The sequence below is a fragment of the Bradyrhizobium sp. CCBAU 53338 genome, assembly GCF_015291665.1.
Lineage (GTDB): Bacteria > Pseudomonadota > Alphaproteobacteria > Rhizobiales > Xanthobacteraceae > Bradyrhizobium.
Genome location: NZ_CP030049.1, coordinates 482,190 through 500,617, shown reverse-complemented (window position 1 = coordinate 500,617; position 18,428 = coordinate 482,190). Strand labels below are relative to the sequence as shown.

Here is an 18,428-nt window from a genome sequence, read left to right as displayed (position 1 = left end):
TCCTCTCCTCTCAGCCGACAATTGCCGGCTGCTTCACGAGCTTGGCCGAGACGCGCGTCCACTCGAGTCCGTCGAGCAGCATTGCGAGCTGTGTCGCACTGAGATGCACCACGCCTTCGCGGATCAGCGACCAGGTGAAGTGCCCCTGGTGCAACCACTTCGTCACCAGCACCATGCCGCTGCCGTCCCACGCCAGAAGCTTCACTCTGTCCGTGCGTTTGCTGCGGAACACGAAGACGTCACCACAATACGGATTCGCACGCAGCGCTTCGCTCACCAGTGCCGACAGTGTATGCACCGACTTGCGGAAATCGACCGGCTGTGTCGCCAGCACCACCTTGAGGTCAGAGCGTAGCGCAATCACCGGATACCCCGAAGCGCCGCCAGCACGGTCGACAGCGTCGCCAGCTCAACGCCCGGCTCGACCCGGATGCGCGCCCCGTTCACCTCGATCTCGACAACTCCGCAAACCTTGGCCGGCGGCGCGGCGATCTCCAAAGGCCTCGTCTGTAGCCCGGAAATACGTTCATGCTCGCCCGCTGTCCCGCTATCGATCCCGGGACCAATTTCGATTGGCTCGAAGTTCGGTGCCTTGCCCCCCACCGCCGCCGCAACTTGGCGGCGCCACACCGTAAGCAGCCCGCGCGAAACGCCATTGCGCCGCGCAACCTCGGAGATGTTCGCACCCTCCTCAAAGCTCTCTGCCACGATCCGGGCCTTCTCCTCGCTAGTCCACCGACGCCGTCGGCGCTCCCCGGTGATCACCTCGACGCGACGATAGGCGTCATCTTCCTGCCTGGCATCAAGCATGGCATTTGCCATCGTTCCACCTCCACCGATCAGCTCATGCCAGGCTTTATCGAGCGCAAACCGAGCGGCGGCTCGGTGGGGGCCACATGCCGGTTACTGTTCAGTTACACACCGCGCCGTCGCCGCAGATGAAGAGAGCAAAACGGTCCCATTCTAGGCCGCGCTCTTCTTGATCGATATCGACTGATGTCGCCGGTGCTGCAAAGGGGACGTTGAGTTTCCGACTTATGTCGCGATGCTTCGACCGCTAAGGCGACGCAAATCGATCGTCCGCCCTTTCTCAAGCATTTGTCGCCTGATTTTCTCAAGCCCCCAACTGGCATGCGGCTTGCTGGTTAGAGATTGCGATCTGGTCGTAATACGGAGCGCCTAAAACATGAACCACGATACGTCAGTGAAGCTATCCGAGCGCGAAAAACAATGCCTCCAGTTGGGGGCAGAAGGGAGATCGTCATGGGGAAGGAACTGAAGATCACCGAGAATACGGTCAATTATCATGTTAAGAACGCCCGGCAAGAGCTTGATACGAGGACCCGCGTCCTGGGTATCATCAAGGCGATACGCCTCAAGCTGATCTCAGATCCGTCGCAGGAGCGCGACGAGGATAAGGACTAGCGCGACGTCGAGCTTTCGCGACGGCCTCAAGTCCCGGGAATGCTGCGTGGATGGCATCATGCGAGCCTTGGCAACTAGTTCGCGTCGGCTCTCACCGGGGCCTTCATACGCGACACCCGGGACGCCCGCGCTGACGAAGTTCTCGTGCTAGCAGGCGCGCATTATTGAAATTGCCGAAGGAGCCATCACCGTGAACGCGCACAGGCCGTGCGGTCGAGTCGACGATCCGCTCGACCATGTCGATGAGTTGGCTCCATGATCCTTATTGGCGTCTCGCGAGCCGAAAGAGCAGGCAGAATTGGTAGGCCCGCCGCCCACGGGCTTCGAACCCTGCGTTCTTGGGATCACGCTGGAGAGCGCATCGTGAGCTTCCATGGAAAAGGAGAGTTCGCTGGTGGAGCATATCTGAGCGCGCGGCAGTTCTGTAGGCGACGGCTCAGCCCGTCGATCACGGCGTTTTGGGCGGATCGTGTTCCGTGGCGTGGTGTAGCTGGCGGCAGGTCACCGCCGATGTTCCGGCGGGTCGGAAGGCATCAGCCTGCCACAGCGGGCAGAACGACGATGATCGCTCAATGACGCGATGGTTTCCAGTGTCATGTAGCGGGCGCGCTGGAGGACCCATTGGTCGTTTTGCTCGAGCAAAAACGCACCAACGAGGCGACCGATGGCGTCTTCATTGGGAAGATGCCGACGACTTCGGTCCACCGCTTATTCCGCCGTTGAGGCCCTTGATCGGATCGGTCGAGTGGAGCTTGGCGTGGTGCGGAGCCGGGAAGCTCATATAGGCTCGCACGCCGAGCTCGGCTTCGTCCATGAGGGTCGCGAGCTTGGACAGTTTGAGGCCGGAGCTGATCGGCGACCTTGCGCCACTGCGCCCTGGCCGCTTCAACATTGTGTTGGGCGAACGCGGTGGCGATGAAGGCGGACACGACGCGCCGGCCGGCTCTTGCCGCATGCGCGAAGACGTTGCGCATGAAGGGGACGCGCGGCAGCGCTGCCGGGTCGCGTTGAGCGCCTTGCTGACGGCGGCCTTGATGCCCTCATGGGCATCGGACACAACCAGCTTTACGCCACGTAGGCCGCGGTGGGCGAGCTTGCGCAGAAAAGTCGTTCAGAACGCCTCGGCTTCGGACGGGCCCATGTCCATGCCGAGGATCTCGCGCCGGCCGTCGCCGTTGACACCGGCCGCGAGGAACACCGCGAGCGAGACGATGCGGCTATTCTGGTGCACCTTCAGGTGGGTGGCGTCGGTCCGCAAATACGGCCAGTCGCCTTCGATCGGGCAGGCGAGGAAAGCCTTCACACCTTGTCTTCGATGTCACCGCAGAGCCGGCTGACCCGGCTTTTGGAGATCCCGGTCATGCCCATGGCCTGCACGAGATGATCCACCGAGCGGTTCGAGACGCCCTGCACGTAGGCCTCCTCGTCACTGCGCTCAGCGCTTTCTTAGCCATGCGGCGCGGCTCCAGGAACCCGGGAAGTAGCTTCCTTGCGCAGTTTGGGAATGCGTAGTTCAACCGCTGGCACTCTGCTCGCCGTAGGCCGCTCCGGTCTGTACGGCGACCTCCAGCTTCATCAGCCGTTGGCGGCAAAGCCAATCATCTCGCGCAGGTCTGGGGCCTTCTCCACGGGCGCGCGAAGCTTCATCATCTCGTCGTTTCGGAAGTTGCGGGTGGTCGTGCGCAAGTGAATCCCATGTTCGGCTAGAGAGCCGTAGAAGGTTAGCAGCGCGGCACGATTATTGATAGACAATCTGATCACCTGGCCCTACTTGGCGCGGTAATTTTCCACTAAGACGTCGATCGCCGCTTCGCCGGACGCCGGTTCGGCGCCAGACAAACCTCACGCAGGAATCAGCTCGCCATCTCGAGCCGCCCCGCGGTTGCGACATTCGGCCGCGCTACTTCGATCGGGCCGCTGCCGGCCTGATCGTTCGCGACGGACCATAACCATGCCACAGGACACGGCGCTTTCGTCGGCTTCAACTCCTTTTACCGTGGCAAGATAATTTCGTGATAGCTTGCCCAGAAGTTGCCGCGGCGCGCAGGACATTGGTCACTGGGTCGTCGATCTCGTCGGGCTGACGAAATGGGATATGTTTGCAATCTCCTTCGCGGCATATCGCTCTCCTTGAGAGCTTCTGGCATGCTTCGGCACTGGCCTCGTTACCCCGCTTTTCTCATGCCGTGCGTAGCTCCCTTCTGCATGCCTTTAAACCTAAGACGTGCAACACAACGAAGTCGCGCGCTGGTCGGAGCTATCGAAGCAAGCCATGCTGGCGGACACACTGTTCGTCTTTGTCGGACCATCCGTCTAGCTCACCAGCTATACTTGTAAGTCGGCTCACAACCGCCACACCAGTGTTTGTAGGCGGCGCAAGGCGCGATCTGTGTCTAGTTTGTGACATTGGCGCCAAACGCGTCTGGTTCAGAACACTGCCCGAATTGGGCGCCGGGGGGTTTTCAAAAGTGCGATCATAGGCCTAACGCGCTCCGACCGCTGGCACACTCATTGCAAACACGCAGTACTAAGAGTGCTGAGTGCACGCACGCGATCGATGCTCTCCACCCGTTTCTTAGAGACAAGCGGTCAAAATAAGTCGCGTAGGGTTTGATAATATGTCGGACAGCAACGTGGCGCTGCGCATGGAATCTTTGGCTCCTCCCATCAAGGTGGGGAGTTGGCTGCGTGGCCAGCCCCTTGCGAACTTCGAGTGCGGGAAAGTCTACATTGTCGAATTTTGGGCAAGTAGGTGCGGACGATGTATGACGGCGGCGATGCCCTATCTCGTTCAACTGCAGGAGAAATATAAAGATTGCGGAGTTGAGGTCATCGGAGTCGCATGTGGCGAAGAAGCACCAACGGCGGACGAGGCCAGAACCAAGTTGGAGGCGTGGTTGACCGAAACGTCTCCGAAACTGAACTATCGGATTGCGTTCGACTTCACAGGCGAGATGAAGCAGCTTTGGGGAGACCCCAGTTTTGCTCCGGGATTCCCATCTCTTTCGTCGTCGATCGCGACGGCCACATCGCGTTCATAGGACATCCAATGCAACTCAATGATGTTTTGCCGAAGGTTCTTCAAGGGGTCTGGCGAACCAGCGAAGAAGCTAAAGCCGCCGACGCGAAGCGGATTGAGCAGAACCAACGGGTAGCCCGCGAGCTAACGCCCACCTCGCCAATCTACGCTAAACTTCGGGCGGCGCTGTGGGCAAAGGATTGGACGACGGCGCTCTCGGCGGTCCAAGAGGGGCTCGTCTTGATGCCGGACGAAATCGACCTTCGTGAGATTCATGTCAATCTGTTGCTTCACAAAATTCGCGACTTACGGGCCGGCTTGCCCGTCATGCGCCAATTGGTTCGTGACGCGATCGATAAAGGGTCCGAGGAATTGATGACGGTGGCTCTAACCCAACTCTTCGATCCGGCAAATGATGCCTCGCACCTCCCCCTTGCCGAGCGCTTTGCAATGGGCAGGGATTTGGCTGAACACATTTTATGGCTGAATCCACCGCAAGCCGATGGCTATAAGTTCCGGTCTTATGGGGCGATCGCTGAGTACTATTACGAGAGCGGCAACAAGGAACGGGCGATCGAGTTGATCGAACTGGCACTGACCTCGCTGAGCGATTCGAAGCTCATACAGGAAGAAGAGAGACAGTATTATGTGCGGCCGTTAATTCAGGCCCTGGCCAAGTACAGCACTGAGAAGGCTTTAGAGGCGCTTTTGTTTGGCTCCGCCTCACCGCCAAAGCTAAGGGCGAGTATTCAGACGCGTGAAAATGACGCATGAGCGACAATAAAATCACAGAGGCCGATCTGGCGCAGCTCGCCGGCACCGGGCATCGCCTGATGTACCAGATCGTCGAAATGCCCGCCCCCGGGACATTCGTGCCGTTCGTCGACGGTGCCAGCAAGGCGGCGCTAACCATCGCAGAGACGCGGGGGTCGAAAAAGATCGGGCTTTCCAATACCCTCAACCGTAAACTGATCCCGCGCAAGGGACCGGACCCGAACTGGCGCTGCCGCGAGCAGGCCCGCTTCGACCGGGGCGAATATCAAAAACCATTCTTTGCGTCCGGCGTCTGGTGGGCCGACCAGATTCCCAAAGACCATTTTCTGCATGTTTCCAGGAAGGACAAAAGCAAGATTGCCTTCACCGAGAGCGTGGAAAATGGTGAGCGAGACCTCCACACTCAGATGAAGGTCGGAACCTACCTGCAGAAGTACCTTGCCGACTTCGTCGGCGCGGACGAGATCACCCAACTCGCCAACCTGTTCGCGGCCGATCAGCAGGGCCTCGAACTGAAGCTAGCGCGAACACCGGACGAGATCGAGCATGTCTATATTGTCGGCCCGTCCAGCTGCATGTCAGGACCGGTCGAAAAGCTCGGCAAGTATGGCGGCTACGGCAATGCCACGGAGCACCCGGCGCGCGCCTATGGCGCCGGCGATTTGGCCTGCGCCTATGTGGAACGCAAGAATGAAATCATCGCCCGGTCGATCGTCTGGCCGAAGCGCAAGATCTTCACCCAGATCTATGGCGAGGATCACATGCTGCTGCGCTCGATGCTGATTCGTGCCAGCTACAAACCAGCCCATAGCGGCAAAGACTTCGAAGGCGCTCGCTTCCTCGAGCTTACGGTGATGCCATACCTCGACTTCGACATAAGCATGGAGCCACTGTACGAGGACGGCAGCACCGGCCGGCAATCCGCCAAGAGGCGGGCGCGGCTCCGCAACTACAAGCTTTACGTCGGCCGCTATAGAACCACCAAGTGGCTGTTAAGGGAGTATGCAAGCGGGCAGCGCTCGAGCGGCAGATCGGCGAGTTAATCAGGGCAGGTGCGATGTTAGGGCTTAACCGAACTCCCCGAAGTATCCCACAGCGCTCGCCAATAATTTGGTCGTTCGGTCAACTGCCACGTCTAAGCATTTATCTAGATAATGCATGTCAGCTATCGCTTGAGCCACACGAGCGCGATCGGCTTACCTCGATCGAGAACTGGCAGAACATCCCGAGAATGTCCGCCGGTCACATGTCCCAACAAAGGAGTCGCGATGCAATCACAGTCAGTTCTCGGCAACCGCCCTAAACCATGCGCCTCACTTGCAGAAATGCTGCGCGCTCAGATCTGCTCCAACCGCGACCTCTCCTTCCTCATGGAAGCTCACGATGCGCTCTCCGGCGCAATCGCCAAGCGCGCGGGATTCAAAGGTCTGTGGGCGTCGGGCCTCGCAATCGCCTCCTCTCTTGGCTACCGAGATGCCAACGAAGCATCATGGAGCCAACTCGTCGACGTGGTCGAGCGGATCGTCGACTCGACCGAACTGCCTGTGCTCGTTGACGGTGATGGCGGCTTCGGGAACTTCAACAATGCACGCCTGCTGGCACGGAAACTCCGTCAGCGCGGCGCTGCCGGCGTCGCGCTTGAGGACAGCTGCTTTCCGAAAATGAACTCGTTCATTGGCGATCGGCATCCGCTCGCAGATATCGATGAATTCTCCGGCCGTCTGCGGGCAGTGAAGGATACAGTGGCGGAAGACTTGGTCCTCGTGGCTCGGATCGAAGCCCTGATCGCCGGCCATGGAATGGACGAAGCACTGGTACGCGCTAGTGCTTACGCCGCTGCGGGAGCCGACGCGATCCTCATTCACTCGCGTAAGAGCACGGCGGACGAGATACTCTCGTTCGCGAGTTCCTGGCAGAACCACCGACCTGTCGTAATCGTTCCAACAAAATACTATCGAACGCCGGTCTCGTCATACCGTGATGCCGGCATCTCTACCGTGATCTGGGCCAATCACTCCATGCGAGCTGCGACTGCGGCAATGCGGCACGTCTGCGGCCGCATTATCGCTGAGGAAGGCGTTGCCAGCATTGAGCCAGCTATCGCGACCCTTGAAGAGATCTTCGAGTTATTAAGGTACGACGAACTCGCTCGCGCGGAAGAGCGATATCTTGACCCAGGATAGGTCTTCATCCACCCGATATCTCGTTCTCGATCGATTGTTGCGGTTCAATCGCCCTTGTCGATAGTCCCGCTTAAAGTATCTGATGATCGGCCAGGCAACGGATGTCGCCGCAGCAGCTCCGTTAATGAAAGGGTCGATCGTTTCTCCTGTCGGATCGTGGCTCGATTTCCGGGTTTCCGCACGAAACAAACCGCGGCAACCCTCTCGCCAATAGACCACGACCATTTAAGACGATGAACCAGGTGCAATTCTGGGCGCTACCCCGAGGTCGACAATCGTTGCGGCCCTGCACGATATCATCGAGTCCGGAGCTACAAGGCCCGCACAGAAAAGCTTCTTGCTTGTCTGTTCGAAAGTTGCAGCTCGCAGCCATGCATGCGACGATCTCAGGCGTTACGCCATCGACAGCACCGAAGATCTTTGAATTGCAGAGCGCATTCCACTGAAGCCAATGCCTTACAGGTTGTGCGATCAACTACCACACTTATCAATTGATATGGTGGCGTCGGTGCATCAAATATTTGACCGACGTGCGCCCGACTGCTCACACGTCACTTGCAAGGAATTCCGCATGCGACCCGAATCACAGTCTGTTCTTGCCAATGCACGTGATCAATGCGCTGTACAATCGACCGCAGAAATGCAGCACGGTCAGTGCGTCCTCTCCTTTAGCGTGGAAGGGCGTGATCGGCTCGCTGACACGATCATCCGGCGCGCAGGTTCCACATTCCACCGATGTGCCACGCCGATTGGCCACGACGGAGTCGCTCGCGCGCTGTTGGTGAACACCGCCTCAGTAGCGGTTTCGAGCACATTGGTTTGGCGTTGCGGTTTCCGATACTCCGGCGGGAGGACGTTCTGCTGCCCTTTTCAATCGAAAGGACGCATTGCCTGGATTGAGGAGGGAGCGCCTATCTCGAGTGGCTATGAGGCTTCATCTGCTGCGGAGTTCGCCGTAATCGAAGCGCGACCTATGACTGAGCAGATCGCGAAATGCGGCCGAGTGGTTCGATCGTGAAAGACCACAATCAGCTCAGGAGGAGCGCCTGCTGGCGCAACCACTGTCTTTGCTTTTAGGTTCGGGCACTGCCGCCGCTCGTGACGCAGCTAAGTTAGCTGCCGATGGCGCCGTCCGATCATCGATCTGGCGGCGGGTGAAGTGATCATCGATCCACCATCATCGGCCCGCGAGGGGGCAATTGCCGCCATCAAGGCCAAGATAAACCGCTATACGGATGCCATCGGCCTGACGCCGCTTCGCAGCGCCGTTGCCGAAAAGCTGTCATCGGAAACCGGCATCGGCTGGCATTTGAACGATATCGTTATAACTGCTGACCTGCCACTGAATGTTCATCCAGCGGCAGTTAGAGTCTCGAAGCGGATGCAAAACAAGGGCTGCTCAATGTTGCGTTGGCTCTGCTGGATCCGGGTGACGAGGCCATCGCCATTCGTCCCTGCCGGCCGACATTCCCGTCCCAGGTTCTTCTCGCTGGCGCAAAACCCGTGTTCGTTGATGCCCGCCCGCCCCGATATAATTCCGATATTGACGCAATCCGCGCCGCTGGTACACCGCGCACGAAATCCATTATCGTCAACTCGCCCAACAATCCTACTGGTGCAGTCTATGATCGAAGTACCCTTCGAGCTATCGGAGGCCTCGCATCAACTACCAGTTATGGATCTTTTCCGACGAATGCTATTCCAGCTTCGTATTCACTCGTGAGCGCCATGAATCGATTGTCATGGCGCAGCCCGGCGTACGTTCACGGACGATCCTGGTCAACGCTTTCTCCAAGGAACTGGCGATCACTCGCTGGCGACTGGGCTATTTAGCAGCCCCCCGGAGATCGTTTCTGCGGCCAGGAAGTTGCAGGGACATATGACCTCGAACGCCAATGTGATCGCGCAGCACGCGATCATGCACCACCTCAAAATCCATGACGGCTGCTCTGAGCGGCTGATGCATCGGCGCCTTTCTGACGCTCGTGAGATAGGACTTCTGCACCTCCTCCGAATAAGTGGACACCTGTAGTAGCTCAGAGAGCCCGGAGGTATCGAATGCCAGAACGTCAACTTCGATGGTTCACAGAGGACTACAAACGCTAGGCCGTTGAACTGGCGGTATCGAGTGGTCGATCGATCGGATCGGTCGCCAAGGAGCTCGGTCTGCGCGGTGCTGCGCCGCTGGATAGACAAATTCCGGCAGGAGCCGGCATCGGCGGCGTGGCGGCCCACCACGCAGGCGACGCCGATGCCGAGATCCGGCAGGTCCATCGCGAGAGCAGCCAGCGGCAGTTCTCGAGTCCACGCCGCCCTGCGGACGCGGGGACGTGGGCCAGCCGTGGCCGGATCGAACGGCTGATGCGACGGCATGGCATTCGGGCGATCATGGCGCCGCCATGTCGCGTCCGCACCACCGACAGTCGCCACAATCTGCCGATCGCACCAAACCTGATCGCGCGCGACTTCACCGCCGCGGCCCCAAACCGGGTCTGGCTGGCCGATATCACCTACGTCCCACGGCGGAGGACTGGCTGTACCTGGCAGCCGTCATGGACCTCTTCAGCCGCAAGATCGTCGGTTGGGCGATGCCGGATCACATGCGGGTCGAACTCGTCTCCTCCGCACTGACGATGGCGCTTCGCCAGCAGCGGCCGGACGCCGGATTGGTCCATCATTCCGATCGCGGAGTGCAGTACGCTTCACACGAGTATCGCGCGGCCCTTACCGCCGCGGGCCTGACGCATCGACTGCTACGACAATGCCCCGATGGAGAGGTTCTTCCACACCCTCAAGACCGAGCTCGTTCATCATCGTCAGTACCAGACCCGTGCCGAAGCCCGGCGCGACATCTTCGCCTTCATCGCGGGCTTCTCCAATCGAACCAGGCTCTATTCCGCCATCGGATATATCCCTCCGATCGAGATGGAGCTAAAAGCCGCTTAAACCCGTCCGCTTTCTCGGGGGAAGATCAGAGCGCAAAAAGAGGTCAGTCTGACGCACTATCGAGATTGAAGACCGCGTTGAGCGGGGCGACTAACGGCGAAAATCGAAGCATTGTTGCTGATGGATGTTAGGCTCCGAACCACATCTTTCGTCTTGTCTGCAATGTTCTTTGTCCGTCACTTGCGCTCGCTGTCGTGACAATCGGCATTTCTTCTCTCCGCACAGCCGGGACACCCGAGGACCCAACAGCATACAACCTATCGCCACGGCCGATTCAACCCTCATGCGAGCCATCCTGGTGTGAGATAGTTGCAGTAGCTACGCTATCGCCTTGTTTGCTACCTTCAAACTCGCGTCACCAATCCTCTCAAGGTGATGCGGGGGCGGACTCGGCGTATCCCCCGATCCAGTCGTGTGCCGCCCCCACTCTTCGCGAGCGGTCTGAAGAAGATGCGGTGAAACCGGGGGCGTTGCATCTCGTTGCCTCCCCGGAAGCCCATCTCGTCGCAATATAAGACGCGAGAAGCATGCGTATACGATCATCAGCATCACCGCGGAAGAAGGGCGGACGAAGCGCGATTGAACTTTGCGTGAGCGCTGATCTCGTCTTGATTCAGTTCTCCCGCGCGGGCGTTTCGTTCAGCTCCTTGAAGAGGTCGCCGCCGGCCCCTGGCCGCTTTCATCCAGCTCCGGTCAACTGCCAAGGTTAGCGATGGAGCGAGATGAAAAAAGGCGCTATTTTTCAAGATCGGCTTGCCTAGAACGAGACGGCATCCCGAACCTGTTCACACTCCTTGGCTGTTGCGGATGTCGCGGCTAACTCGATGAGAATTCCGTCCACTGAAGCAAGCCCGGCGAACTCCTGTTACGTCGCGCGTTCATCAGCGCTAGGGTTCGTTTCGGCCGGAGCCGTATCCGAGCAGTCAATGAGACCAAGAATGGCTTTAGCAACTACTAAGACTCTCGAGCGCACCAATGTCTGAGCGTTCTTCCAGGCCAAGAGCATCCGCCGCGAAATCGTGCAGACCTCGGCCGAGCAGGGCAACCTCACACTGCGCTAATAGCGGCCGGGCCAGTTAGCTACGATAAATGATTCTGGCAGAGACGACTTCTGAGTGTGATTTTTTGCTGGAAGCTCTTGCTCCTGTAGAAGCCCCGTCCTATTTCAGCTGCGTCTGCGCTAGCACTCGTAGGCATCGATTGCTCACAAGGTTGAAGTCTCAACTCGTGCAAATATTAGGAGGACTGCATGAAATTCCGTCCGCTTCACGACCGCGTCGTGGTCAAGCGCATCGACGCAGAAGAGAAGACCGCTGGCGGCATCATCATTCCCGACACTGCCAAGGAAAAGCCCTCCCAGGGCGAAGTCGTCGCCGTCGGCCCCGGTGGCCGCGACGAAGCTGGCAAGCTGATCCCGATCGACCTGAAGGTCGGCGACCGCGTGCTGTTCGGCAAGTGGTCCGGCACCGAGGTCAAGATCGACGGCCAGGACCTGCTGATCATGAAGGAGAGCGACGTGATGGGCGTTCTCGAGGTCGCCGAGTCCAAGAAGAAGGCGGCTTAAGAGCCTCCCTCCTCCCTCCAGTCAAACACCTTAAGGAAAATTCCAGATGGCAGCCAAAGAAGTCAAATTCTCGGTTGAAGCGCGCGACAAGATGCTGCGCGGCGTCGACGTCCTCGCCAACGCGGTGAAGGTCACGCTCGGTCCGAAGGGCCGCAACGTCGTGCTCGACAAGTCGTTCGGCGCTCCCCGCATCACCAAGGACGGCGTCACCGTCGCCAAGGAGATCGAGCTCGACGACAAGTTCGAGAACATGGGCGCCCAGATGGTGCGCGAAGTCGCCTCGAAGTCCGCTGACGCGGCCGGCGACGGCACCACCACCGCCACCGTGCTGGCCCAGGCGATCGTGAAGGAAGGCGCCAAGTCGGTCGCCGCCGGCATGAACCCGATGGACCTCAAGCGCGGTATCGACCTCGCGGTCGAGGCTGTGGTTGCAGACCTCCAGAAGAACTCCAAGAAGGTCACCTCGAACGACGAGATCGCCCAGGTCGGCACCATCTCGGCCAACGGCGACCAGGAGATCGGCAAGTTCCTCTCCGACGCCATGAAGAAGGTCGGCAACGAGGGTGTCATCACCGTCGAGGAAGCCAAGTCGCTCGAGACCGAGCTCGACGTCGTCGAGGGCATGCAGTTCGACCGCGGCTACATCTCGCCCTACTTCGTCACCAACGCCGACAAGATGCGCGTTGAGATGGACGACGCCTACATCCTCATCAACGAGAAGAAGCTCTCCTCGCTGAACGAGCTGCTGCCGCTGCTCGAGGCCGTGGTGCAGACCGGCAAGCCGCTGGTCATCGTCGCCGAGGACGTCGAAGGCGAGGCCTTGGCCACGCTTGTTGTGAACCGTCTGCGCGGCGGCCTGAAGGTCGCGGCCGTCAAGGCTCCGGGCTTCGGCGATCGCCGCAAGGCCATGCTGCAGGACATCGCGATCCTGACCGGCGGCCAGGCGATCTCGGAAGATCTCGGCATCAAGCTCGAGAACGTCACGCTCAACATGCTCGGTCGCGCCAAGAAGGTGATGATCGACAAGGAGAACACCACGATCGTCAATGGCGCCGGCAAGAAGGCCGACATCGAGGCGCGCGTGGCCCAGATCAAGGCGCAGATCGAGGAGACCACCTCGGACTACGACCGTGAGAAGCTCCAGGAGCGTCTTGCCAAGCTCGCAGGCGGCGTCGCGGTGATCCGCGTCGGCGGCGCGACCGAGGTCGAGGTGAAGGAGCGCAAGGATCGCGTTGATGACGCGATGCATGCGACCCGCGCGGCTGTCGAGGAAGGCATCGTCCCGGGCGGCGGCGTCGCCCTGCTCCGTGCCTCCGAGCAGCTCAAGGGCCTGCGCACCAAGAACGACGACCAGAAGACCGGCGTCGAGATCGTGCGCAAGGCGCTGTCGGCTCCCGCTCGCCAGATCGCGATCAACGCCGGTGAAGACGGCTCGGTGATCATCGGCAAGATCCTGGAGAAGGACCAGTACGCCTACGGCTTCGACAGCCAGACCGGCGAATACGGCAACCTGGTCTCCAAAGGCATCATCGACCCGACCAAGGTGGTCCGCACCGCGATCCAGAACGCAGCCTCCGTTGCAGCGCTCCTGATCACCACCGAAGCCATGGTCGCCGAGCTGCCGAAGAAGGCCGCTGCCGGCCCCGCGATGCCCCCCGCCGGCGGCATGGGCGGCATGGACTTCTAACGACGAGTCGTCCCGGACGCGGTGCAGCGCGCAAGCGGTGTACCGCCGATCCGGGATCTCGCTGAGCAAAATCCAACAGCACAAACCCTGGCAGCAATGCCGGGGTTACCCTTTTTTAGGCGTGGACCGTCTAAACGGCCGGCACGATTGGTTCCGTTGCGCATTGCCTTCGTGCCTTGGCTGATCGTCAGATCAGGTTTTTGTTTACCCACACGGCAGGTCGCAGATGAGAAACGTTAGCCTTATAATTCTCGGACCTGAGCATTTCGTTTAGACTCGCGGACGCATGGTCGCGCGGCTTATAGAGCTATGCTCGAGCGCGGCGCAGCATTATCGAGGCATATCACTCGGCCAAAACTCGTGGGCGCTGGCGGCGACGAGATGCCCGACGACACGGGCTGATACCGCAACAGGTGTTTACCTGGCGCCGGCAACAAAAGCGGACGTTCCGCAGTTCGTACCGGCGGTGGTCGACGCCATGGCGCCAGCCGTGGCTGCGCGCCATGACGTAAAGACAGCGATGCAAGGCCAAGACAGATTCGAAGGGCTTAATTGGCGGCGGATAATTGCTGCGCTGCGGCGAACGAATCAGGCGCCTTGAGGTCGTTGCAAAACGACGGCGCATACGATCTAATCTGTGGGTGTCACCGCTCATTAGCCCGTACGCAATGTTGGCCTGACGTTTCTTGAGGTGCTGTCGCCTTCGCGCCCAGTCCGTTAGCCAAGACCTCTTCAAATTGAACCTCAACATCAAACCTGCGACGGCCCGAGCCGCTGGGCCCAAGAGACACTTACCTAGACTAGCCGTTAGGCCCTTCGTTTTTCGTGCAGTCGTGAGTTGATCTGCGCCATTAGGATTGGCCCGAGCGAGAATTCGCCGGCCTCGGCTTTTCGCGTCAGCCCCCGCAGATATCCGCCGGCTGAACGGATGACCTCCCCTCGCTGCAGGATGCAGCCGACCACAATTGCAGCCTGAGTCTCCCCCATGACGCTCTGCGCCTCCTCCCACGCGCTGGGACTGATGCCAAGCATGGATCGAACGACCGCCGCAGTCGCAATGAAATCGCGCCAGTTTGAAATCCCTCCCTTGGCGTAGTCGACGATGTCTGGACATGCGCTCAAGACCATACCCAAAGGATAGGAGCCTTCCGCAAATCGCGCCGGTTGTGGTTGCGGCTCGGTACTCGCCGCCCTGCCTTCTTGGAGGCTAGGTTCAAGTTCAGTAAGAGTGTTTGGGTTTGAATTCTGTAAGTGACGCTCAGTATGGGACTCATTGGCGCTCATATTTGCTGCTTGGACGTGAGTTTCCAGCAGATTGAGGACGTCGTCGGCAAGCTGCGATAGTTCGTCGGCGATCGCCTCAAGTTCTTGGCAGGTCGCCCGGCGTGGAATCGTCTCGACGATCGAACGGAATGCCCGATGCACCTCGTCCCAATCAGCCGGCCCCTTCCATTCCCTGTGGGTCGGCACGTTTTCCTCGATGCCCGTTGCAATCATCTTGGCGATGTCACGACGGCAGAGTGTGATGCGCTCGCGCGCATGTTTGATAGCACGAGCCTCCGCTTTGATTTCCTCAGCCAGCCTCTCGAACTCTTCGGCGCGAACGACGAGTGGCGACAAGTCAAAGCCAAAGGCGCGCTCGATGTCACCGCCGCTGCCTTTGCGAGCGTAGCGCTTGCCGTTCGGACTATCCCTGCGAACGATGAGCCCGGCGTCGACAAGCACAGCGAGATGACGCCGCAACGTGGACACCGGCATGCCGTGAGCTCGCAGCGTCAGCTGATTGTTTGACGGAAACACGATGAGGTCACCCTCACCCGTGAGCGTAGTCTCGGGATGAAAGCTGAGCAGAGCATCCAGCACCGTCAGCGCACGCTCAGAGATACCGAGGCGCGGCCTTGCGATGCAGATGGCCTGAAAGATCTTCCATTTATGGACGATCTTTTCCGATGGCCTGGTCGATACTGCGACTTGTGTTGCCACATGGGCAAGCTTCAACGAGCGCCGCCCAAAGGGCGTCGTTGGGGCACGTGATTGCATGTCTTTGCCTTATGCGGGCAAAGAAAATCTGCTCGCCGAAACGGCGCCGTCTCTCACAAGACTCTTGACTATGGTGCGCGGAAGTGATTCTCTTTAGTCGCCAAACTACGAAGAGAGGCTTCCGGGACGGTGACGTTGCGGGGGCCTTTTTTCTTTTGCCGTGCTGCTCCTGGTTCGCGGTTGTTCATGAGGCGGCTAAGCCCCGGTGGTCTCCTCGGATCTGTCCGATTTGCAAAACGTCTCGAACAGGTTCGGAAGCTGGGTGATAAGAAAGTCCGCGAACAACGCCGGGACCTTCTTGTCGATGGTCAACTTGAGTTCTCGATCGCCCTGACGGACCTGAGCGATGCGCTGTCCATCTGAGGCGAGCACAGCAGACGATCGCGCGAATTGGCGAGTTGCAGCAGGTTTATTCGCGGCCGAGAACACCGTCAGAAATCTGTCGTCTGACTCACGGCCGGCGAACTTGTCGTCCCCGATCGCCGCCCTTACGCGGTCGATCACCGACGCATCCGCCAAGAGATCAGCAAAGCTCTGCCATCGCCCGCGGCCAACCTTTGGGGCCTTGCCAATAGCATCGATAATGTCGGGCGGAATGGATCTCGCAACCGCAATCAGTTTTGACGCTTCGGCCCTATCGACTGCGAGCGCGTCTTGAACGACTGCGCGCTTGTGCCCGGCATCTTCGATGCGCATTGCGAACATCGCGCGCTCGATGAAGCTCAAATCCTCCCGCGGCGCGTTCTCAAGGCCTTGTGCCACGACGAGGGCTTCGTCGGAGAGCGGTTTTAGGATCGCTTTGACGGCAATACCCAGCTCGCGCGCGGCACGCACCCGGCGATGACCATAAGCGCTCTGATATCGTCCCGGCATTGTCGGATGCTTGCGGACGAGGACAGGAACCTCCTGGCCGATCTGCGAAATCGATTGCTTGAGAAGTTCGTAAGAAGCCGTGTCGTCGTCGCGAAAACGATCAGACACGGGCGAGGGATCTATCAGACCGGGATCGATCTCTACGATCGTCGCGCCAGATGTGAGCTTGTCCCGAAGCTCCTGATTCTCCTTCTCAACTTCTGAGAAAGATTCCTTCAGCGAGCGCACAGCACCTGACGACACCCGCGCCAGCGGCGCTGGTGCTGTGTTGTCAGCTGACAACGGACTCGTCTGAGGTGCGGCAGTAAAAAGCCCCCTGATAGCATCCGTGCGCTTGCTCATCGTCCCCACACCTTCTTCAGCAGCTGCACGATCTCCGCATTGATAGCATCGACAGATTCAACCGCCCTGTCATAGGCGCCGCGTCCGACGGATCCGCGGTCAAGCTCATAGAGCGATTGTTTTGTCAGGCCAGCATTGGAGATCGCAGTGGATTTCCAGGCTGTCGCTTGCAGCACGTTTTCGCGGAACAGATTGCGCAGCAGCGCAACGATCTGAGCCTCAGGCACGTCATTCGGATCATGGCGCGTGATCACATAGCGGATGAAATCGTGATCGAGGCGGCCGCCCGCCTCCTCGATGACGGACATCAAATCCGACGTCATCAGAAGGAATTGGCTCATCGATGCGACATCGACCATCTGCGGGTGGATTGTCACCAGCATCGCCGTCGCCGCATTCAAAGCGCCCATCGTCAGGTAGCCGAGCTGAGGTGGGCAGTCGATCACCACGACATCATAGTCGTCGCTTACCTGATCGATTGCGCTCGCTAGGCGGCGAAAAAAAAGATCATGTCCACGTTCGCGGCGCTCGACCATGGCGCGCGGCGTGTGATGCTCAAACTCCATGAGTTCGAGATTGCCAGGCACTAGGCCTATACCCTCGAAATAGGTCGGCCGCACAACTTCACGCATGGGGCGGCGCTGGTCGTCATAGCGGATGGCGCCGTAAATGGTTTCGCTTTGCCCAATGTCGAATTCCGGCTGATAGCCGAACATGGCCGACAAAGAGGCTTGCGGATCGAGGTCGATGGCCAGAACTCGAAAGCCGGAAAGGGCGAGATATTGGGCCAGATACAGGGCGGTCGTTGTTTTGGCCGAGCCGCCCTTGAAATTAGCGACCGTGATGATTTGAAGCTTTTCGCCGGGGCGCCGCCGTGGGAGAAAATCAACTGCCTCCCGCGGGCGGGCTGCAGCCAGATAGGCCCGCAGCTCATTCACTTGAGCTAAGGTATACGACCGCCGCCCGCCATGACCGATCGCGGGGGCAGGTCCCAGGCCGTCGAGGGAAAGTTGCCGCAAATAGCCGTCTGACACGCGAACGATCTTGGCCACCTCTCCGGAGGAGAACGGGCGAAGAGTCTTGGCAGCCGCTGGTGGAAAAAGGGCGGCGCCCAACGAGCGGAGTTGACCAGAGAGTAGAGTGGCATGGCAGGAAATGCGCGCGCTCGCTGTCTCCGGCCACCCCTCCTCTGTCTCAAAAACTCTCATCTTTCCAATCCAAAACGGTTTTTGCAGCTCAGACGGCGGATTACCGTCTGCAGACTCAACACGATTCCCGAGTCGGCGCAAGAATGAAAGGATTAACTTTGCGCGCTCGCTCCTCCAGACCCATTCATCGCCGACCCCCCGCCACCCACAGCCACCTTAGCCGTCGAGGCATTGTGCGCGGCAGCGCCAGCGATCAAGGTGTCACCGGCCGGCGTTGGCCGCATCCTGCCCCGCTTTGGATTAAGCCGCATACGGATCTGGAACTGGCGGGCCGGAGCGCCGCTCAGCCCGGCGGGGCTTCCGTACCGACGTTAGAGGCTTCGCCAGATTCTCAGTACCGGCTATCGCATCACTCATGATTCCCAAA

Annotated in this window: 13 protein-coding genes and 3 pseudogenes; 10 read left to right on the top strand and 6 right to left on the bottom strand. The window is 59.4% G+C overall.

The features are described from left to right. Positions 1–10 precede the first annotated feature (10 nt). On the bottom strand, positions 11–364 hold the full coding sequence (gene tnpB, locus XH90_RS36535; protein WP_128929788.1) for an IS66 family insertion sequence element accessory protein TnpB: 354 nt from the start codon (positions 362–364) through the stop codon (positions 11–13). Then, entirely contained in the window at positions 361–822 is a 462-nt protein-coding gene (locus XH90_RS40025) for a transposase (protein WP_128929789.1), read from the bottom strand. The genes tnpB and XH90_RS40025 overlap by 4 nt, the downstream gene beginning before the upstream one ends. 441 nt (positions 823–1,263) lie before the next feature. Between XH90_RS40025 and XH90_RS36525 the strand changes: the two genes are divergently transcribed. Further along, the gene (locus XH90_RS36525) at positions 1,264–1,425 is read left to right on the top strand and encodes a hypothetical protein (protein ID WP_232995617.1); all 162 of its coding nucleotides are present in this window, start codon (positions 1,264–1,266) and stop codon (positions 1,423–1,425) included. Positions 1,426–1,926: 501 nt separating this feature from the next. On the opposite strand, the pseudogene XH90_RS39690 reads toward XH90_RS36525, so the two are convergent. Continuing rightward, positions 1,927–3,075, bottom strand: a pseudogene (locus XH90_RS39690) (IS256 family transposase). A 968-nt stretch (positions 3,076–4,043) separates the two neighbouring features. Here XH90_RS39690 and XH90_RS40020 point away from each other — a divergent pair. The 9 genes and pseudogenes from XH90_RS40020 to groL all read left to right on the top strand — a co-directional run bounded on the left by XH90_RS40020 (position 4,044) and on the right by groL (position 13,598). Beyond that, positions 4,044–4,466 (top strand): TlpA disulfide reductase family protein, encoded by a 423-nt coding sequence (locus XH90_RS40020; protein WP_308421721.1) that lies wholly within the window; start codon positions 4,044–4,046, stop codon positions 4,464–4,466. Positions 4,467–4,474: 8 nt separating this feature from the next. Beyond that, complete coding sequence (locus XH90_RS40015) at positions 4,475–5,218, top strand: hypothetical protein (RefSeq protein WP_308421720.1); 744 nt, start codon at positions 4,475–4,477, stop codon at positions 5,216–5,218. Then, positions 5,215–6,261 (top strand): hypothetical protein, encoded by a 1,047-nt coding sequence (locus tag XH90_RS36510; protein ID WP_128929790.1) that lies wholly within the window; start codon positions 5,215–5,217, stop codon positions 6,259–6,261. The genes XH90_RS40015 and XH90_RS36510 overlap by 4 nt, the downstream gene beginning before the upstream one ends. Positions 6,262–6,543: 282 nt before the next feature. Next, on the top strand, positions 6,544–7,401 hold the full coding sequence (aepX, locus tag XH90_RS36505; RefSeq protein ID WP_128930179.1) for a phosphoenolpyruvate mutase: 858 nt from the start codon (positions 6,544–6,546) through the stop codon (positions 7,399–7,401). 1,410 nt (positions 7,402–8,811) lie between these two features. After that, positions 8,812–8,991 (top strand): annotated as a pseudogene (locus XH90_RS39685) (DegT/DnrJ/EryC1/StrS family aminotransferase); the annotation flags it as partial. Between the two features lie 71 nt (positions 8,992–9,062). After that, positions 9,063–9,284, top strand: a complete 222-nt coding sequence (locus XH90_RS39680; protein WP_308421724.1) for an aminotransferase class I/II-fold pyridoxal phosphate-dependent enzyme — start codon at positions 9,063–9,065, stop codon at positions 9,282–9,284. 407 nt (positions 9,285–9,691) lie between these two features. Beyond that, a pseudogene (locus XH90_RS39355) lies at positions 9,692–10,347 on the top strand (IS3 family transposase); the annotation flags it as partial. A gap of 1,249 nt (positions 10,348–11,596) precedes the next feature. Further along, positions 11,597–11,911: a co-chaperone GroES gene (locus tag XH90_RS36485; protein WP_128955103.1), complete on the top strand. Its 315-nt coding sequence runs from the start codon at positions 11,597–11,599 to the stop codon at positions 11,909–11,911. 46 nt (positions 11,912–11,957) lie between these two features. After that, entirely contained in the window at positions 11,958–13,598 is a 1,641-nt protein-coding gene (groL, locus tag XH90_RS36480) for a chaperonin GroEL (RefSeq protein WP_128955104.1), read from the top strand. Between the two features lie 807 nt (positions 13,599–14,405). On the opposite strand, the gene repC is transcribed toward groL, so the two are convergent. The 3 genes from repC to repA form a co-directional block, all read right to left on the bottom strand. After that, complete coding sequence (gene repC, locus XH90_RS36475) at positions 14,406–15,638, bottom strand: plasmid replication protein RepC (RefSeq protein WP_128929792.1); 1,233 nt, start codon at positions 15,636–15,638, stop codon at positions 14,406–14,408. A 195-nt stretch (positions 15,639–15,833) separates the two neighbouring features. Beyond that, positions 15,834–16,853: a plasmid partitioning protein RepB gene (gene repB, locus XH90_RS36470; RefSeq protein WP_128929793.1), complete on the bottom strand. Its 1,020-nt coding sequence runs from the start codon at positions 16,851–16,853 to the stop codon at positions 15,834–15,836. Then, a complete protein-coding gene (gene repA, locus XH90_RS36465; protein WP_128929794.1) occupies positions 16,850–18,061 on the bottom strand; it encodes a plasmid partitioning protein RepA in 1,212 nt (403 codons plus the stop codon). The genes repB and repA overlap by 4 nt, the downstream gene beginning before the upstream one ends. Between the last annotated feature and the right edge of the window lie 367 nt (positions 18,062–18,428).

Excerpts from the sequence above, each read along its gene's own strand:
- XH90_RS36485 (WP_128955103.1), top strand. The coding sequence starts at position 11,597 with ATGAAATTCCGTCCGCTTCACGACCGCGTCGTGGTCAAGCGCATCGAC.
- repA (WP_128929794.1), bottom strand. The coding sequence starts at position 18,061 with ATGAGAGTTTTTGAGACAGAGGAGGGGTGGCCGGAGACAGCGAGCGCG.
- XH90_RS36525 (WP_232995617.1), top strand. The coding sequence starts at position 1,264 with ATGGGGAAGGAACTGAAGATCACCGAGAATACGGTCAATTATCATGTT.
- XH90_RS40025 (WP_128929789.1), bottom strand. The coding sequence starts at position 822 with ATGGCAAATGCCATGCTTGATGCCAGGCAGGAAGATGACGCCTATCGT.
- repB (WP_128929793.1), bottom strand. The coding sequence starts at position 16,853 with ATGAGCAAGCGCACGGATGCTATCAGGGGGCTTTTTACTGCCGCACCT.
- repC (WP_128929792.1), bottom strand. The coding sequence starts at position 15,638 with ATGCAATCACGTGCCCCAACGACGCCCTTTGGGCGGCGCTCGTTGAAG.
- XH90_RS36510 (WP_128929790.1), top strand. The coding sequence starts at position 5,215 with ATGAGCGACAATAAAATCACAGAGGCCGATCTGGCGCAGCTCGCCGGC.
- aepX (WP_128930179.1), top strand. The coding sequence starts at position 6,544 with ATGCTGCGCGCTCAGATCTGCTCCAACCGCGACCTCTCCTTCCTCATG.
- XH90_RS40020 (WP_308421721.1), top strand. The coding sequence starts at position 4,044 with ATGTCGGACAGCAACGTGGCGCTGCGCATGGAATCTTTGGCTCCTCCC.
- groL (WP_128955104.1), top strand. The coding sequence starts at position 11,958 with ATGGCAGCCAAAGAAGTCAAATTCTCGGTTGAAGCGCGCGACAAGATG.
- XH90_RS40015 (WP_308421720.1), top strand. The coding sequence starts at position 4,475 with ATGCAACTCAATGATGTTTTGCCGAAGGTTCTTCAAGGGGTCTGGCGA.